Annotated in this window: 14 protein-coding genes and 2 pseudogenes; 4 read left to right on the top strand and 12 right to left on the bottom strand. The window is 57.0% G+C overall.

What is annotated here, in order from left to right; genetic code table 11:
* The first annotated feature begins 105 nt into the window (after window positions 1-105).
* The gene (locus ACOYQJ_RS25465) at window positions 106-1,041 is read left to right on the top strand and encodes a site-specific integrase (protein WP_422908700.1); all 936 of its coding nucleotides are present in this window, start codon (window positions 106-108) and stop codon (window positions 1,039-1,041) included.
* 242 nt (window positions 1,042-1,283) lie between these two features.
* Here ACOYQJ_RS25465 and ACOYQJ_RS25460 read toward each other — a convergent pair whose 3' ends face one another.
* Window positions 1,284-3,317 (bottom strand): site-specific integrase, encoded by a 2,034-nt coding sequence (locus ACOYQJ_RS25460; protein WP_422908699.1) that lies wholly within the window; start codon window positions 3,315-3,317, stop codon window positions 1,284-1,286.
* A 72-nt stretch (window positions 3,318-3,389) separates the two neighbouring features.
* Window positions 3,390-3,533: pseudogene (locus tag ACOYQJ_RS26275) on the bottom strand (hypothetical protein); the annotation flags it as partial.
* 253 nt (window positions 3,534-3,786) lie between these two features.
* Here ACOYQJ_RS26275 and ACOYQJ_RS25450 point away from each other — a divergent pair.
* Complete coding sequence (locus ACOYQJ_RS25450) at window positions 3,787-4,491, top strand: HipA domain-containing protein (protein WP_422908697.1); 705 nt, start codon at window positions 3,787-3,789, stop codon at window positions 4,489-4,491.
* Between the two features lie 20 nt (window positions 4,492-4,511).
* Here ACOYQJ_RS25450 and ACOYQJ_RS25445 read toward each other — a convergent pair whose 3' ends face one another.
* The 4 genes from ACOYQJ_RS25445 to ACOYQJ_RS25430 form a co-directional block, all read right to left on the bottom strand.
* Window positions 4,512-5,177, bottom strand: a complete 666-nt coding sequence (locus ACOYQJ_RS25445; RefSeq protein WP_422908696.1) for an RES family NAD+ phosphorylase — start codon at window positions 5,175-5,177, stop codon at window positions 4,512-4,514.
* Window positions 5,177-5,878, bottom strand: a complete 702-nt coding sequence (locus ACOYQJ_RS25440) for a hypothetical protein (RefSeq protein ID WP_422908695.1) — start codon at window positions 5,876-5,878, stop codon at window positions 5,177-5,179. Before ACOYQJ_RS25440 ends, ACOYQJ_RS25445 begins: the two co-directional genes overlap by 1 nt.
* Window positions 5,879-6,533: 655 nt before the next feature.
* Window positions 6,534-6,929 carry a hypothetical protein gene (locus ACOYQJ_RS25435; RefSeq protein ID WP_422908694.1) on the bottom strand — a complete coding sequence of 132 codons (396 nt, stop codon included), beginning with the start codon at window positions 6,927-6,929 and terminating at the stop codon, window positions 6,534-6,536.
* Between the two features lie 286 nt (window positions 6,930-7,215).
* Window positions 7,216-7,629, bottom strand: coding sequence for a hypothetical protein (locus ACOYQJ_RS25430; RefSeq protein ID WP_422908693.1), 414 nt, complete (start codon window positions 7,627-7,629; stop codon window positions 7,216-7,218).
* Between the two features lie 68 nt (window positions 7,630-7,697).
* Here ACOYQJ_RS25430 and ACOYQJ_RS25425 point away from each other — a divergent pair, with 68 nt between their 5' ends.
* Window positions 7,698-7,985 (top strand): helix-turn-helix domain-containing protein, encoded by a 288-nt coding sequence (locus ACOYQJ_RS25425; RefSeq protein WP_422908692.1) that lies wholly within the window; start codon window positions 7,698-7,700, stop codon window positions 7,983-7,985.
* 83 nt (window positions 7,986-8,068) lie between these two features.
* Here the strand turns inward: ACOYQJ_RS25425 and ACOYQJ_RS25420 are convergent, their stop codons facing one another.
* Both ACOYQJ_RS25420 and ACOYQJ_RS25415 read right to left on the bottom strand, forming a co-directional pair.
* Window positions 8,069-9,070, bottom strand: a complete 1,002-nt coding sequence (locus ACOYQJ_RS25420) for a GSU2403 family nucleotidyltransferase fold protein (RefSeq protein ID WP_422908691.1) — start codon at window positions 9,068-9,070, stop codon at window positions 8,069-8,071.
* A gap of 438 nt (window positions 9,071-9,508) precedes the next feature.
* Window positions 9,509-10,966 (bottom strand): sensor histidine kinase, encoded by a 1,458-nt coding sequence (locus ACOYQJ_RS25415; protein WP_422908690.1) that lies wholly within the window; start codon window positions 10,964-10,966, stop codon window positions 9,509-9,511.
* Window positions 10,967-11,471: 505 nt separating this feature from the next.
* Between ACOYQJ_RS25415 and ACOYQJ_RS25410 the strand changes: the two genes are divergently transcribed.
* Window positions 11,472-12,359: a hypothetical protein gene (locus tag ACOYQJ_RS25410; protein WP_422908689.1), complete on the top strand. Its 888-nt coding sequence runs from the start codon at window positions 11,472-11,474 to the stop codon at window positions 12,357-12,359.
* Between the two features lie 215 nt (window positions 12,360-12,574).
* On the opposite strand, the gene ACOYQJ_RS25405 is transcribed toward ACOYQJ_RS25410, so the two are convergent.
* The 4 genes and pseudogenes from ACOYQJ_RS25405 to ACOYQJ_RS25390 all read right to left on the bottom strand — a co-directional run bounded on the left by ACOYQJ_RS25405 (window position 12,575) and on the right by ACOYQJ_RS25390 (window position 14,962).
* Entirely contained in the window at window positions 12,575-13,174 is a 600-nt protein-coding gene (locus ACOYQJ_RS25405) for a GTP cyclohydrolase II (protein WP_422908688.1), read from the bottom strand.
* Entirely contained in the window at window positions 13,140-13,673 is a 534-nt protein-coding gene (locus tag ACOYQJ_RS25400; RefSeq protein WP_422908687.1) for a DUF4231 domain-containing protein, read from the bottom strand. Before ACOYQJ_RS25400 ends, ACOYQJ_RS25405 begins: the two co-directional genes overlap by 35 nt.
* Before the next feature lie 402 nt (window positions 13,674-14,075).
* Window positions 14,076-14,249: pseudogene (locus tag ACOYQJ_RS25395) on the bottom strand (transposase); the annotation flags it as partial.
* A 395-nt stretch (window positions 14,250-14,644) separates the two neighbouring features.
* A complete protein-coding gene (locus ACOYQJ_RS25390) occupies window positions 14,645-14,962 on the bottom strand; it encodes a hypothetical protein (protein WP_422908686.1) in 318 nt (105 codons plus the stop codon).
* Between the last annotated feature and the right edge of the window lie 338 nt (window positions 14,963-15,300).

Genomic DNA, 15,300 nt, shown 5'->3' with positions numbered 1-15,300 from the left:
GCCAGCCATCTCGTCGTCCTCCTGAAAACGGGATAATTCTACCCCAAAAGGTGGACCACTTCAGTGGGGGCACTCCAGGTATTGAGCGCAACGAGGCTGACGAACATGGCAGCTGCGTGGGGAAGATGGCTGCGCTACTGCGGGCAGACGGCAGCCGACGTGCGCCCTACGGCGACCGGGCTTGAGACGTATGCGGAAGTGATCTCGAGCGAACAGAAGCCGCCAGTGTCGTGTACGAGCTGCGCGTGCTATCTGGAACGGATCGTGGCGGCTTACAAACTTGCTGTACCGGGCTTCAAGTCAGAGGCGTGTACATTCGTCGTGACGCAGCACCGAGAGGCCGCCCGTCGGTCCGGAACACCGACGAAAACCGGCGCGCAGCTCGTCGGCGCCTCCGCTATCTATGATCATGGATTCGAGCTCATGGAACGGGGGCGCAGCAATCCATTACGTGGTCCGCATGCGGCCCGGGACTTTCGGAACGGGCTCCTTTTGGCAGTCGGCATCTCTTTGCCGCAACGGGCTCGTGCATTGTCTTGCTTGGTCTTTGACGAAACCCTGTATCTTCCCGAGCCGGGAGTCATCCGGGTGTGCCTATCCGGCGAGGCGCTGAAGCTTCCGGAAATCGAGAAACCGTTCGCGCAATTCGAACAGACGTTTCGAAACCCCGGTCTCTACGCAGCGCTTGTTGAGTACCGGCACGTTTTTCGCCCGATACTTGATGCAGGAAATTGGCTTTTCCCGAGTTTCGTGGACCGGTCACGCGCGATAACCGAAGCGACGGTCGGAAGCCTCACCGGCAACCTGCTCGAGCGCGAATTCCACGTGCGCATATCTGTCCATCGGTTGCGCGACAACGTGGCAACGGAAGCAAGCGAGGAACTGGACGCGGCTGCCAGGGCTGTTGGCCCATTGCTGGGCCATAGCAGTGCCACGACCGGTCAACGTCACTATGATCATTCGGAGGGGATCAAGGCTGCGCGCGAACATGCGGCCTTCCTGGACCGGAAACGCTCCGCGCCATGCAAACTGAAGTTGTGATCCCGCAGGCAGGCGGTCGCACCCGCCTACAATCGCAACCCACTGAAATTTCCGTAATTTCCGAGGCAAGTTGAAATCGGCATTTCTCCATCCGCACGGGATGCAACGCCCCCGTTTTCAACTTTTTCCGCCCACCGCTTCAACTTCCGCAAATCGCTGACAAAACCACCCAGACTTCTAAACTCAAGGATCTATGTCCGCCGCGATATACTTCCATCAGCATCAGTACGTCGATTGCCGCCTCAAGACACGAGACGCAGGTTCGGCTTGGAGGCGCCAATGTCGCAAACGGGCTCTTTTTTGGCAAAGGGCGATACGACCCGGGGCAAGTCAACATAAACGTCTTTGACACGATTGAACATGGTTTCCAGCAGGAGGCCTTGTCCATAGGACGCGGCACCTTCGTCCTTGAGTTCATGCCCCAGGATCACGCAACGGATGGCGTCCGACTTGTCTGCGTTCATGAGGTCGCTGTTGAACGTCGTGCGCAGGGCATGAAAATCCAGTCCCGGCCAGTACACATCGTTGGTGATCCTGTAATAGTTGAAATTCTTGCTGAACAGTTCCGAGAACTTGCCTTTCGCCTTCCCGCGTTTGAGATGCGGGAACAGGCGGGATTGTCGCTGCTGTTTGCGGAGTTCAACAAGCTTCAGAAGGCCCAGTTCGATCAGCGCCGGGTGGAGGGGTACTTTGCGTTGAGAAGTCCCGGTCTTGACGAAGTTGCCATCCCACGCCTTGACATCAATGTACGTGATGCCACGGTCGCTCTTGAAATCATCCGGCCCCAACTGCAGGATTTCCTCTTCCCGCATTCCCGAGAAGCGTGCGAGCAAAGGCGCCCAGAACATCGGTTCGCCGACCTCGGATGTTTCTCCTTGGAAGACGGGCGTGGCCAGCAAATCGTGAAACCGGTCATCCCACACAGTACGCGCACGGTCGGGCTCCTTCTTCTTCATGCGGTCCAGTTCCTTGTTTGAAACCGCGCAGATATCGAACGGGTTTTGATCCGCGAGGCCGAGGCCGACCAACATGCGACCGATCGCGGAGATCATACGACGATGCTTGGTGATGGTAACAGCGCGTAGTCGGGCCTCGCCCTTGTAGTTTTTTGCGTCTTCAAGATCGGCTTCGGTGGCTTCCGGATTACGCATGACCTCAGCAACCAGCCGATCACGCTCCAATTCGTCTTCTATCTCGCAGCGTTCGACGACATCAGCAAATGTTACGGTTGGAGCCCATTTGCTCGTGCCCTTGCTGTGCTTGGCCGGGATCTTCGGGAGGAATTCAAGGGCATCCCGGATGGCGCTTTGATCGATGTTTTCAAAAACATCGTCCCCGACAAATTCCGCCCAGAAACGGCGTGCAAAGTTGAGTTTTCTGCTGGAATCCTTGAGCCATTTTGCCCCGGCATCCGTGTCAGGCACCTGGTGCTTTCCAAATTCATCGCCCAGGCCAAGCCCCTTCAGTTCTTCCATGAGGTCGATGGCTTCCAGCAGCGAAATGCCGCGTGGCTTGTCCTTGAGAATGCGTTGCAGTTTCGGAGAAAGCCGCTTCATGGGTAGGGTGTTGAGCTTCGGAGGGTTCTGTTCCAGTCGGCGCTTTAGATCGCTTGCGTTGCAGTCGGCGGACGCCTCATCATTCATGATCGAAACCAGCGCTTCCACCGGTTCTGAAGCTTTGCTTTGCTCGATTTCGGTATGAGCCGACCAGGAAACGGGATCCTTTTCGACCGGTGCGCTTGCCGGGAAGGAGGCGTCATGGACGGGCAGGGAGGTTCTGACCGGCTCGACGGGTGATGCGTCTGCAATAATGCACGTCGTCATGGGGAGGGACGTGGGTGTCTGAGGCGCTGACGGTCTCGGTTGCGGCAGAGTGACGGCCTGCGCGGGTGCCGCAGCCGTTTTGGCACGGGCGGATCGAAAGATCGGGCTGGGATCATCATAGAGACCAAGTTCCGCGCGCTCGCGCTGCGCGCTCAGATCCAGCAACAGGCGCACAGCTTCGAAAGCGAGGCGGTTCCAGTCATCGGTGTCTTCGGCCAGCGTCACGCCAAGGTGGCGGGCGACGTCACGCAGCGGGGCGCGCGCTTCCTCTCGGTTGCCTGTGGCAAGGGCGCGCCGAAGGACGGCTTGCGTGGCCTGTTCCAGTGCGGCAACCGTTTGCGCCGCCGCTTCGGAACGCGGCGGGGCCGATGCGCGGATTTTCTCATGCGCGGCAATCTGGCAACGCGCCAACGTTTCCAGGATCTCGATGTGCTGCGCCTGAAGATGGTCCATGTGCCGCTCCGTCAATCCGGCGAAGGCGGCATCGCTCAAAGCCGTCGGTCGGCGTGCAATGTCCCGCGCTTCGGCGGGGACATGCGTTCGCAAGCTGAGCAGCAAAAATTTTTTCTGAGAATTATTTTCCGGCCCTTCGGCGCGGGGCAGTCTGCGTCGAAAAAAGTACCCGGCGCGGCGTCGTTCGAGATGTGGGATACGGGCGGTGACCGTCATGGGCCAATGTTCCTCATCAGCGCGACGCGCGAGCAGAAGACGTCCCATGTGCCCTGAGATGTGCCCTAAGCAGTGCCCTCAAATGTGCCCCAATCAGGGGTTCATGAAGACCACCTCGGACTCCGATCAGAGATTTCTCAATGAAATCAAAGCGGGTCTGAGGTTATGGCTCCGGCGGTAGGGCGCGGAGGTCACCTCGCAAGGCATTGAAACAAAAGGGCGAATCCAGCCTGACTCCCAGGCGACTCCCGTTGTGCCAAGACTTGTGCCGGACTTTGTGCCATCCCTCAAGCGCTTTGTCGCCCCCAGGATCCATCACGCCTCACGCCGCCTCAACGAGCCTGAAGTCTGCGCGGTCTTCGTTGACATCCCACCGCGCGCGCAGAACGAAGCCCTCCTCTACCAGCTCGATCCAGCTCGGTCGCATCAGTTCAAAACCCAGATCGAGCTCTTCCGCCGGATGGTCTCCAACCTCCTGATCGGGAACACCGACGATCACGCCCGCAATCACGCGGCCGTCTGGGATGGCGAAGGGCTCACGCTCACGCCTGCCTACGACATCGAGCTGCGCCCGCGGCTGGGCCGGAAGGCCAACCAGGCGATTCGGGTGCATGGCACCTCGCGCGAGAGCAGGGTTGCGCTTGCGATCGAAGCAGCCCCGATGTTCGGCCTCTCGGCCGCGGCGGCCGTGGAGATCATCGCACACCAGGTCGAAACGATTCACGCGGCGTTTGCGGAGGCGGCCGAGGAGGCGCGCCTCACAGAGACGGACCGCAGTGCGCTCGCCAACCGAGCGGTCCTCAACTCCTACGCCTTCGAGGGCTCACCCGCAAAAATCGTCTGTCTCGACCCAGCCTATGCCATAAGTGTTGATGACGACGCCTTCCCAGATAGCAGGCGCCGCCTTCTTTATTCGCTACATTCACATATCAGTCACCACTGTAGCCGCTTAGAGTAAGCTTGTTGCGACGCGTATGGTCAGATGTCGACGTATTCGATCCCGATCATTTCCCCGATCTCGCGAATCTCGTCCTTGACCGAGGCCGCGCGCACCGGGCGTGCTGGCGCAATCTCATCCAAGGCGTTCACGCAGCGATCTCCGAAGAGCACCAACGCGAATTCCGGACCGCACTGGTAAGAGGTGTAGAAGATCCCTTCCGCCCATCTCACATGGGTGTGGATGGCTTCCGCCCAGGCGCGTGTCGCCGGATAGTGAAGCGTGCCGCCGCTGAGTAGCGCATTGCCCATCAGCCCCACCGCGCGCTGCCCCAGTGCGGTCAGGTCGATCAGTTTCAGGTCCCGCTTGGTCCGGATTGCCGAGTGCTGATAGGCCTCGAAGTCCTGTGGGGATACCACCGTCAGCGCGCCGGGATCCGGGGCTGCATCTGGCGCGCGCAGGATGATTTCGCAAATCGCACAACGGAAGGACTGACCGGCATAGATAGTCGGGATGACATCGCCCCGCGCATCGCGGATCGGGGAGAAACGCGCATTTCCGCGATCCGTCCCGTTGAACTGACAAGACCCGTAGTCGCCATGATGGATCCTGTGCAGCTCCGTGCCGGCCGAAAGCTCCTTTGAGAGCGGAGCTCGGAAGTTATCCGGGACCGGATCCGCCAAATCAATGGCGATCGTTGCCGGCATCAGCCATGCACCACTGGCTCGATAGCCCGCCGGAAGGCGTCAATGATCTCTGCATCTGCCTTCCCCAGCAGCTCCGCGGGCGCGCGCCCGAAATCAGCATGCTTGCGGCTCATCCAGTAGCAGAGGCGGAAATTGCTCCATGCCTCCGGGACAAGACTGTTGATCTCGCGGATCACCGGATAAATGCGTCCGTTCTCTACATCGAACTGGAAAAGCGGATAAAAGGGCCGTCCGTCCCGGTCGATGCGGATGAGCTCGCCACGATCCTCCACGCGCCGCAGCGTCGCGGATGGGTTCGATTTCGACAGCCGTAGCAACTCGCAAGCCTCGGACTGATCGGCCATATCCAGCTCAGCCAGGAACTGCTCCTGCACCCGAATCCGGTTCAGCGCCGCCTTGACGGCAAGGTTGCGGCCGGAAGGAAGGCTCTCCCGGATCAGCCTGCGATAGCCGTCGGCGAGCGCCTTCAGCTCAAGAGAGAGAGCCGCTTCGGCCGCCTCTGCGAAACGGGTCGCCTTCTGGCGCTCCGGCAGGTGCTCGGGGCCCTCGAAGTCCCCTACAAAAACCATCAACATACCGCTTTTAGTGGCATGAGCTTCGAGCTGCTCGTAGCTCATGACGTGGATCGCACCATGGGTACCCTTCGTCGCCTCGGCGACGATGGCGGTGGAGTCCTCTTCAGTCCGTAGGAGGAAATGCATAAGTTGCTACCTCAGATATGGCGATATGTATTCCTATCCTATATAGCACATCTGCCCCTTTTGCAAGGTTCATGCCGTGGTCCGAAGCAGCAAGGCTCCGTATTGTAGTGCGGGGGGCTCTTTGGCCAAATGCTCTGCATGGTCTTGTGTCGCCTCCTGTCATCAGTCTCGACATGGACACTGACCTATTCAACTCCCGACGATTTCTTCGAGAGTTGAGTAGATACAACCTTGTGTCGCGCGTCGTTTAAGTAGCTGGGGATATCTGAAAATGCCCTACCAAAGCTTGGACGGGGTGTTCGATCTTCAACATTCATGGCATGGGCTGGCTGTCTCGACCGCCCGCTCTGATCCGCAGTTACATGAAAATCGCCGCTCCGGAGCAAACCGGCGGAGCGCACTTTTTTCCGCACATTTCTGCCAACACGAAATACGGACACTACTAAAAACTAAGGGCATGCTGCGAGCGCCACTGGTTCAACGCGGTGGAGCTTTGTCGGGGTTACACCGTATCAACAGATCAAATAGATCATCGTCCATTTTTTCAGACTGATCGCTGACCGCGATATACGTGACGCCATCCAGAGGCTTCAACTGAAGAAATGGCGGTTTGTCCTCAGTTCCTGGGTCATCGCGGTCTGCTTCAGTGTTGACATCATTTGAGTGCATGACATTCCAAGCCAAATTCTTCTGACATTTTCAATATGCATGCCCGTTTCTGATCCACACGGATCGCCTCAAGCAGCGTTGCGCCGAAAGCAGGGGCTTCGATGTCGCCTCTAAAGAAGATTTCTTCGTAGAGTTCCGAAAGGTTCACGCTGAGATCAGCGACAACACCAAGCTTGTGCTCAGCGGCAGCTGAGTCCAACAAACCGAACCATATGGTCGTGAAGCCCCCGTCGCGCGTCAGGTAGACGTTCAACCTGAGCGGGTCATACCCGTCTCCGTCGAACCCATTGATGTTCCGTTCGAACCACTCCAAGTGGCCTGGTCCTGAAATAGGCAGTTTTCGAAAGCCATGTTTGCGAGGCTCGAACATCTCTGCGGTCAAGCTCCAAGCCCCCTGTGCGAATGGACACTTTTGGTCTCGCAGACGTGCTTGGCAATCAGGAGGCCGCGTCTCGATCCAAACCATGGGACATCTGCCATATGCGACATTCCGTTCATTGCGGGTTTCGCTGCTTTCGCCTCCAACCGCCATCCCCGTTGATCACGTCTCCTGGTCCCAAAACACATCCTGACCAGCGCGCCGACCTCGTGTCGCTTGAAAGCCTGTGAATTTGCCGCGAGCATGCGCCAGCTTCGCGGGGTAGTTCAAGTTTCATCTGTTAGTGACCTTACACACGGCTGTTGTCTTTAAGTCCCGGCAAAGCCGATGCTCGCGCGAGCCCGGCGGTTAGCATGTCATGATACACTTGACCGAACTCCGTTCCATTGCCGCGGCAAAGTTCCTTGCGCTCGTCGACTGAAAACCATGTCAGCTGGAAACCCTGGTCCAGCATACTTCGTGCGACGTGATCACAATTGTCCACCGTGAATGAGGCAGGTCCGGGGTCCGTCAGCTTCGCACCGAGCGATGTCAAACGCAGGTCTTCAAGCCCTTTATCCCAGCAATAATCGAGTAAACCCAGTTTCAAGCAAGTCTTCGCGACTTGGATCGGCACACGGCCGGTCAAGCGCAAACGCATCACGTGAAGCCACCCTTTCTCGAACACCCTACCGTCCAAAAGAACATAACCGTCGTCTTGCATCTTTTGCTCCTATTTTGGGAGCATTGCTTACATGGGTTACCGGTGCATGTCCACATCCGAGAGCCCCCATGGCCGGCACGCAGCACACCAAGCAATACCGCGATCTGATCGAAGCGCTTGTCGGCCTCCGCCACGAGAAGGGCTTGTCACAAACGCAACTCGCGCGCCTACTAAGTCGCAATCGATCCTACGTCGCAAAAGTCGAACTGTGCGAGCGTCGGCTTGATATTCTTGAGTGCTGGGAATGGATCGGAGTTTTGGATGACGATCCTGCGCTATTCTTGAAGCGACAAATCGGCGACCTGCGGAGCGATCCGTCACCAATTGAAATAGAAACCGACAATCGAGGAAACTGACAACTGGCAGATCATCTTGGTAGGAGTATATCCGCAAACAGTGTTGGTGTGCTCTTGGCATTTCCGAGTGTGCCACGGATGACCTACAGACCGTCGATCATCTCCGCTACGTCCGCGCGCCGGGTGAGCGAGGCGTCGATCGCCCGGCGCCACTTTGGTCCGCGTCGACGAGCATTCTCTATTGCCTCGACCAACTCGAAGGGACGCGCCTCGACGAGTGCCTCAATGAGCCAGGCCGCTTGGGAGAGGTCCTTCTCGGTCTTCGCGCGGTGTGTGCCGCTGCGGATGGCGGCGACGATCAGCTTGTGCACCGCGAACCGCTCCGGCGCAGGTATTCGGACAGGCACGCCTTCCCGGTAGAGTACGACCGCATCAATCGGATTCTGGAGACTGTAGTCGAGGTAGCTCAGCGCCTGCGCCCAGACGCCCAGGCCGTCGTGCCGGACGGCGATATCGCCGCCGCGCCGCTTCGGCGTCAGCACGTCGAGGACGACACCGTCCTCGGTCTGCCACCTCAAGGGGTGGGCCTCGCCAGGCCCTGCAACCGGCGTCAATCCAACGCCTTCGAGGTCAGACACGAGGCTCCGGCGGCTCTCGGAGATGACGCGCACGGTGGGTGGTGCGGCGATGTCTACATCTTCGGTCAGTGCAAGCGCGTCCTCAGCGCGGACGCCGAGCTCCAGCGCATAGAGGCCATAGGCATGCGCCCCCGCCAGGACACCTCCCGCACGGAAGAAGCCGACCCGCGCGAGCGCATTGATGAGCTTGCCAGTCCCGGTCGTCGGCGTCGGCATGCGCGCGGCGCGCAACTGGGCCACGAACATACCAGCCTCGCGTGCCCAGTTCCGCACGGCCTCGTTCTCTTCTCGATGTTGTTCGGCCCTGATCCGCGTCTCCTCGTTATCGGGACCGACACGTGTCTCTTTGACCCGTGCGCCAATGCGTCGGCGCACCACCCAATAGTCATGGCCGCCATTTCGGACGAGCGAGACCGAGCCTTCGATCTCGGGCATGGGCCGTCGCGCATGGCGGTCGAGCAAATCGCGATAGGTCGTCTGTATGCTCAGCGGAATGGAAGTGGGCATGTTTACCTACACAAAGTTTTTCTCTGTGTAGGCATCTTGGCCTAACAAGGCAAGAGCGAAGCCGACCAACACGGTTTGCGGACATGCCCTTCCCAGACAAGCCGGATTGCAAGACAAGCGGCCAAACCAATTGCGCAGCATCTTGAGGGGCTCGAGGTCGGTTGTGCGCAGGAAACAAACACTGAAAATTTGCGAACCATGGTCGTCCCTCAGGTCGTGAACGGCCCGCTCCTGCCGTTCGCTGAGCCCTTACGACGCTGCGGTGCGGCCCACGGAACCGGACATTCGCTGCAGTAGCAACCTTTCGGGGCATATAAATCTACAGTATGCAGCGCTTATGAGTATTGGTTTTGCGAAATCTAAGGCCAAATTTTAAGTCATGATTGCATGGTCGATCATGGTGGTCGGATTGAAAATTATGAGTATCCTGCGCCAATCCTAATTGTCTCGCGACGCCGAAAGTCCCTTGCTTTTACGTTGTGTGTTACTTTTCATAGGAAATAGTAACTTTATCTCTGTGCCATTTGCACTGGACATGATCGATAGCCCTCCATTGAGTTCTGTCATCATCCCTAACGCCATCGACAGCCCCAGACCTGTGCCTTTTCCAACCGGTTTTGTCGTAAAGAACGGATCGGCGACCTTCGTGATGATCTCTTTGGGAATGCCATGGCCGGTATCTTTAACGCTGATCTGGATGTAATCGCCGGCATCAAGGTGCGCGCCATCTGCAATCACCATCGGTTGATCAAGATGGATCGGGGCCGACGAAAGCCTAAGCGTTCCGCCTTTGGGCATCGCATCAATGCTGTTTGCGATGATATTCACCAGACCAGATAACAAGCGGTTCTTGTTTGCAGTAATGACCAATTCGCCATGCCCACCGACAACGTCGAGCGTGATCGAGGCGGGGATCAAACGGACTGTCAGCGCGCCAACTTCAGCAAACAGTTGGTCCACCTCTATTTTTGTTGAGGTGACCTGCTCCTTTCGGGCGAAAATCAATAATTGCTTAACCGTTCTGGCAGCCTGAGCCGCTGCGACCATTGCATCATCTATGACCTGATCGCGTTCCTGTTTGCTCGGCTCAAGCTTTGCAAGCTCCAATCCACCCATGATCGCCGTCAGGTTGTTATTGAAATCATGTGCCACGCCGCCCGCAAGTTGGCCGATCGCCGCCATTTTCTTGGACTGTTGTGCCTGAGTTGCTACAGCTTCATACTTGTCACGCATGCGACGAGTCACGGCTAAGCTTTGATAGAAATAGTAGTTCAATCCGATCAGGGCCAGCGCCGCGCCGATGATCGCCAAAGGAGTATGAAGCAGCGGAAAGAAAGATACGTAAATATAGACACTTCCGACAATCACAACAAATATTTGCGTTCTTTGATAAATCTTCAGCCGGTCGTTGCGCCGGACCAAAAACAGCAATTGAGCACTGATCAATGCACCACCAACCAACATTAATTCGCGGCTTTCGTTAACAAAAAGCATTACGGGGAGCCATCCAAAAGCAACTTGCATGTTGCCGAACAGCAGGGTCGCCAAGCCCAAGTGCCAGTCCGACAGGGTTGCGTTGCGAGTATAGGTGAACGCTGCGTGCATGACCCAAGCAGTCACGTAGTGAACGGGCCAAACCAAGGCTGATATCCAGTCCGTATAAAGGTAGATCAGAATGCCTGCACCGACGACCGCCAAATTCCTGACGATGGCCTCGGACGTGTCGCCGAATTCCAGCTCTTTCAGGTACTCCAGTTCTTCACTGGCTCTTTTGTTCAGATCATTTTTCACCGGTGTCCTTTCGCAAGGAGCTTGCGTGTCTGGAGGTTTCATTCGCTGCAAGCTTAATACGCGAAGCCATTCATGCACTTCTCTAACCTTGTTTTCAAACGACATCGTACTTTCTGATCTTGAATTGACATCGGCGCGTTGCGCTGGAACTGACACTGACGGCCCTAACCTGCCTTTCGCCTATTGTCTTTATGCTGCAGTGCAGCTCGTCAGAGCTGCCGTACGCTGGACGGCTCCAGGAAGGACGCGATGTGCATGCAGCGGATGCTCGGCATGCGGCCCTCAACCAAACTGACAGCGAAGGGCCGATGAGCAAATCGCAAGGAAGCATGGCTACGATCAGGTTTCGCACTGAAGCTGCAGTGATCTCCATTTCCGTCAAAAGACATGATGTGGCCTCTTTGCGTTTTTGGTCATCAGAACCTTTTTAGTTGGCTGTGCCGCCGGAGTTAAAATAGGAAAACAAGCTCTAACAACATCTTCCTCCATATTAGTGCTTGTATTTCCTTCATTAGCTACAATTTATGGCGCCATGGTTTTCCGAAAATCAGGTCAGCAATTTAGCGCGACAAGTTTCCTCGCGCACGTCATGAAGTAACAAGGAGAATGCATGAAGGTTCGCATGGGTGAGATAGGCGACATGGTCGCAGAAATGAGCGCCGCCGAACTGGAACGCGAGATCGCCTCACCCGACAAGCTTCGCATCTGGGAGGGAACGGCCGGGTGGAGGAATTTGCAGGTGGCCTGGGCGCCTTTTGACACCGTCGAGAATACGGCCCGCATCGCTATCTTCGGGGTGACTCCGGGGCGGGAGCAGATGGGCAATGCCCTGCGCGCCTATCACAAAGCACGCCTGTGCGGCTCAGACCACCTGGCCGCAGTGCGCTACGGCAAAGGCACCGGAGCCTTCTCGGGGGAGATGCGAGACACGCTCATCCGCCTCCTTGACGAGGTCTCGATCCCGCGCCTACTTGGCGCAAATTCGAGTCTTGCCCTCTGGGGTGCGCAGGCCAAACAGGTCCACTTCAGCTCGGTACTGCGCTGGCCCGTCTTCTGCGACCAAAAGGACAAGCACAAGATCCTGCAGCCTCTGCAGAATTACACCGGTGGAACCCCGTCGATCACCGCCCAGAGGATCTTCATAGGCATGCTGAAGAATGTGCTTGTTCCTGAGATCCTTAGCCTGCCAGGGGACTGCCTCATCGCGCCATTGGGCTCGGCGGCCCAAAAAGCCATGACTTATGCCCTGTCCGGCTTCTCCGGCTTCGATCGGAAGCGTCTCCTCATCGGGCTTCCGCACCCCAGCGGTGCTGCGCGCGACGTTTCGAGCCAATTTCTTGGCGATCCGCCGAGCCACACACGGACGAAACCGCTCAACCCGGCGTACCGGGAGGATGCAATGCGCCTGCGCCGTCAGGTGGAGGGTTTGATCAGGGCCGATCAACGGCCGACATGCCTCGCCTCGGATACCTCTCTGAACATGCAAAGGCAGATTTAGCTCTCGTCTGTCAGATCCATGTTCAGCTGGGCCATCCAGTCATTGTCCATTAGCGGCACATCCTGTCAGCATACCATGGTGTCGGATTCCGTTATGACGGTGACTTTGGTCTGCCTCCTGCTGATTCCTCAATCATACCGGGACTCCGCGCGCGCAAACAAACCTGCCGAAAGTGGACAGTCCGAGTTGCACATTCGATCACTGAAAAGCCCGATTCAGTTGTCAGTCCCAAACGGCTTCATCATATGGCCCAATTTCTCAGCTTTTGAGCGAAGGTAAGGCTCATTCAGCGGGGTTGGTTCGCTCATATGCTCCTCACGGAGGACATCGATTCCGCAACTTTTCAGCCCCGACACTTTTCGCGGATTGTTCGTCAGAAGTCGACACGAGGCCACGCCAAAATAATTTAGGATAAAACCAGCCCTTTCGTATTCGCGAGGATCAGCGGGTGAGCCAAGTCTATCGTATGCTTCTGCAGTGTCCAAGCCTTCCGTCGCGGTCAAGTTCATGCCTCTAATCTTGGTCAGCAGGCCCGCGCCGCGCCCATCGCAGAGCATGTAAATGAAAATTCCTCCCTCTTCCTGTATGCGATGGAGGGCGGTTTCTAACTGCCAATGACAGTCACAATCCGTGCTTTCAAAAATCTCACCTGTGTAGCAAGCGCTTTGGACACGGACTAACGGCTTACCATCTTCGAAGTTGGAGACCAACGCGAGCACGTTATCTTGCTCGTTGTCGGACCAGGCGAAGTCGTAGAGTTCAAATGAACCGTATTTGGTACTAAGTGGTGATCTGGCTATCTTTGGCTGCAGCATCGTCGGTCCGTTTTTCCAATACTTTATTTCCATTTTCACCGGAGAGCATATCAGGCTCAGGAATTAAACCTTCCCAAGAGTTATGCACCCAACGGGCGACGTGCGTTACTTTCCGTGCAAGCAGTTTGTCCGGTTCCGCCGCATCGGCGAAGTCCTCATCCTTGAAGTCGTAGTTTGCCTTCTGCTCTTCCAGTTCGCGCTGCGCTCGCCTATACAAAACCCACAGACGCTGCGGTTTTCTGAGCTGCAACCAGCTTGTAAGTCCGCCGGCGGTCACCGATAAAAACGATGGTAGAACTTTGGCCAAGAATACCCCTTCACCCAGGGTAACGAATAAAGGTGCGAGCAATGTAAATGCTATGATAGTCACAAAACAGATTTGAGCTTCCATCTTGTTGTGATTGGCTTTTTCGCGCATTCCCTGCCGCACTGACTTGTAATAGTCGAGTGCAGAATCGAACTTATCCTCGGGGACGGTAACGTCTTTTCGCCAGCCCATACACATCCTCTATACGCTGAATTGGCTCCGTTCTGGGCCAACCGCTTCCAACGGCTTTATGCCGCAATTGGCAGGTTCTTCAAGTGTGCAGCAACGTATACTGACCTTAAAAACGACTTTTTCAACAGCACTGAGCGATACCTGTTTTAGAACCAGCCCGGTGTCGACTTCGAGTTTATTGGCATGCCCACCTCGTTCGCGCAGCGACGGTGCGGTGTCCTCCGTCAGGGTTGATCGTGTCGGCGCCGGCCGGGACGGCTTGATTGAAAGTCTGCTTCAGTAGTGTGTCCGTAGACCGTTCGCGGCTGCGGCGAACTTCCGGAATCCGCCCAATCCGTGGAAAAAGACCCCTTCGCCGGTGTGGAATGTTGACGACTGAACGTGGCGGGAGCGCCTTTTCTGTCAGGCTTTTCGTGGTTGCTGCGGTGCAGGAAGGATCTTGGCCAGCGTGCGGAGGTTCTGAGCGGTTGCGGCGAGAAGGAATTCGTCATTTGCGCCGCATGGTCCGCGCAATCGGAGCCGGTTCAGGCCAAGGATCCGCTTGAGATGGGCGAAGAGCATCTCGACCTTATTACGCAGGGTCCATGAGATACCGCAGAAGCACCGATCGGGGAAGTGGCCGGAGATAGGATCCATCTTGGCCCGGCTTCCGGCGCCCCTCCGGGCCCAGGGCGGCGTTGTGGCCCCCTACACAGCTGAAATGGCCATGCTCTCAGGCGGGATGGATTGGAGCCACCGAGATCCATTCCACCGGATGATCGCTGCAACAGCGATCGAAATGGCGTGTCCGGTGGTGTCGAAAGTTCCCACGTTTGACGGACTGCAAGGGTTTCCGGGGTGGAAGGACCGACTGTGGTCTGACGGATCCGCAGGGAAATCGTCGTAGACGACTCCCGGCCGGCAGGACGAATGGACGGGTAAAATGATTTTTGCCGACGAAATCTGCACCACGAAATCCGGCGTACCGGCAATCAACGGGCGGGGTCGAGTTCATCAGCCTCGGCGATCTCCAGTTCTTCGGCCAGAGCGATGGCCATTTGGATCAGCTCGTCCGCGACATGCAGGGCCGCACCCCACGCTTCTTCCGCTGTCACGCCGTGCTCTGCAAGAATGTCTTCACGCATGTCTCCGTACGAATCGAACAACGCGTCACGGACGTAGTCCTCGGCCCATTTGCTGTCGTCGGCGATCGACACGAAGTCAAAGGCACCGTGTACATCCTTGAATGCCTCGAAGACAAGCGGACGAAGGCGGCTGGCACATACTGCTTGGCGGTGGGTCATGTTCACGTTGAGTTCTCCTTTTTGGCTGGGCAACGTTGCGTTCTGACACCTGATAGATCGGTCCGGTGGGCCTCGTGCCAAAACCCGAGATCGACTTTTTTTGGAAATATCGCATGACTGACCTGCTGCCGACTTCGTCGACGCTTGCGTCGAGCATGAGACCCGGCCGAGGGTCGGAATTGTCATCTCCGCGGAACGGAAAGCGAAACGACACGATACGATACGATGTCCCCGAAGCCGATAGCTTTGGTTTGAACTTGAAACATTGTAACCGCCCGATTGGCACCGCCTGCCTGATTTTGGTGTGATCCATTAAGACACGTGCATAGCGACGTCGTTAGTGA

Source organism: Pacificoceanicola algae (genome assembly GCF_049341065.1).
GTDB lineage: Bacteria > Pseudomonadota > Alphaproteobacteria > Rhodobacterales > Rhodobacteraceae > Pacificoceanicola.
This window is presented reverse-complemented; position numbering and strand designations above follow the sequence as displayed.

Coding starts and splice junctions, on each gene's coding strand:
- ACOYQJ_RS25445 (WP_422908696.1), bottom strand. CDS start 5,177: ATGCCGGCAACGATCGCCATTGATTTGGCGGATCCGGTCCCGGATAAC.
- ACOYQJ_RS25400 (WP_422908687.1), bottom strand. CDS start 13,673: ATGGGCTGGCGAAAAGACGTTACCGTCCCCGAGGATAAGTTCGATTCT.
- ACOYQJ_RS25440 (WP_422908695.1), bottom strand. CDS start 5,878: ATGCATTTCCTCCTACGGACTGAAGAGGACTCCACCGCCATCGTCGCC.
- ACOYQJ_RS25430 (WP_422908693.1), bottom strand. CDS start 7,629: ATGCAAGACGACGGTTATGTTCTTTTGGACGGTAGGGTGTTCGAGAAA.
- ACOYQJ_RS25420 (WP_422908691.1), bottom strand. CDS start 9,070: ATGCCCACTTCCATTCCGCTGAGCATACAGACGACCTATCGCGATTTG.
- ACOYQJ_RS25405 (WP_422908688.1), bottom strand. CDS start 13,174: ATGCTGCAGCCAAAGATAGCCAGATCACCACTTAGTACCAAATACGGT.
- ACOYQJ_RS25425 (WP_422908692.1), top strand. CDS start 7,698: ATGGCCGGCACGCAGCACACCAAGCAATACCGCGATCTGATCGAAGCG.
- ACOYQJ_RS25460 (WP_422908699.1), bottom strand. CDS start 3,317: ATGGACCATCTTCAGGCGCAGCACATCGAGATCCTGGAAACGTTGGCG.
- ACOYQJ_RS25410 (WP_422908689.1), top strand. CDS start 11,472: ATGAAGGTTCGCATGGGTGAGATAGGCGACATGGTCGCAGAAATGAGC.
- ACOYQJ_RS25415 (WP_422908690.1), bottom strand. CDS start 10,966: ATGTCGTTTGAAAACAAGGTTAGAGAAGTGCATGAATGGCTTCGCGTA.
- ACOYQJ_RS25465 (WP_422908700.1), top strand. CDS start 106: ATGGCAGCTGCGTGGGGAAGATGGCTGCGCTACTGCGGGCAGACGGCA.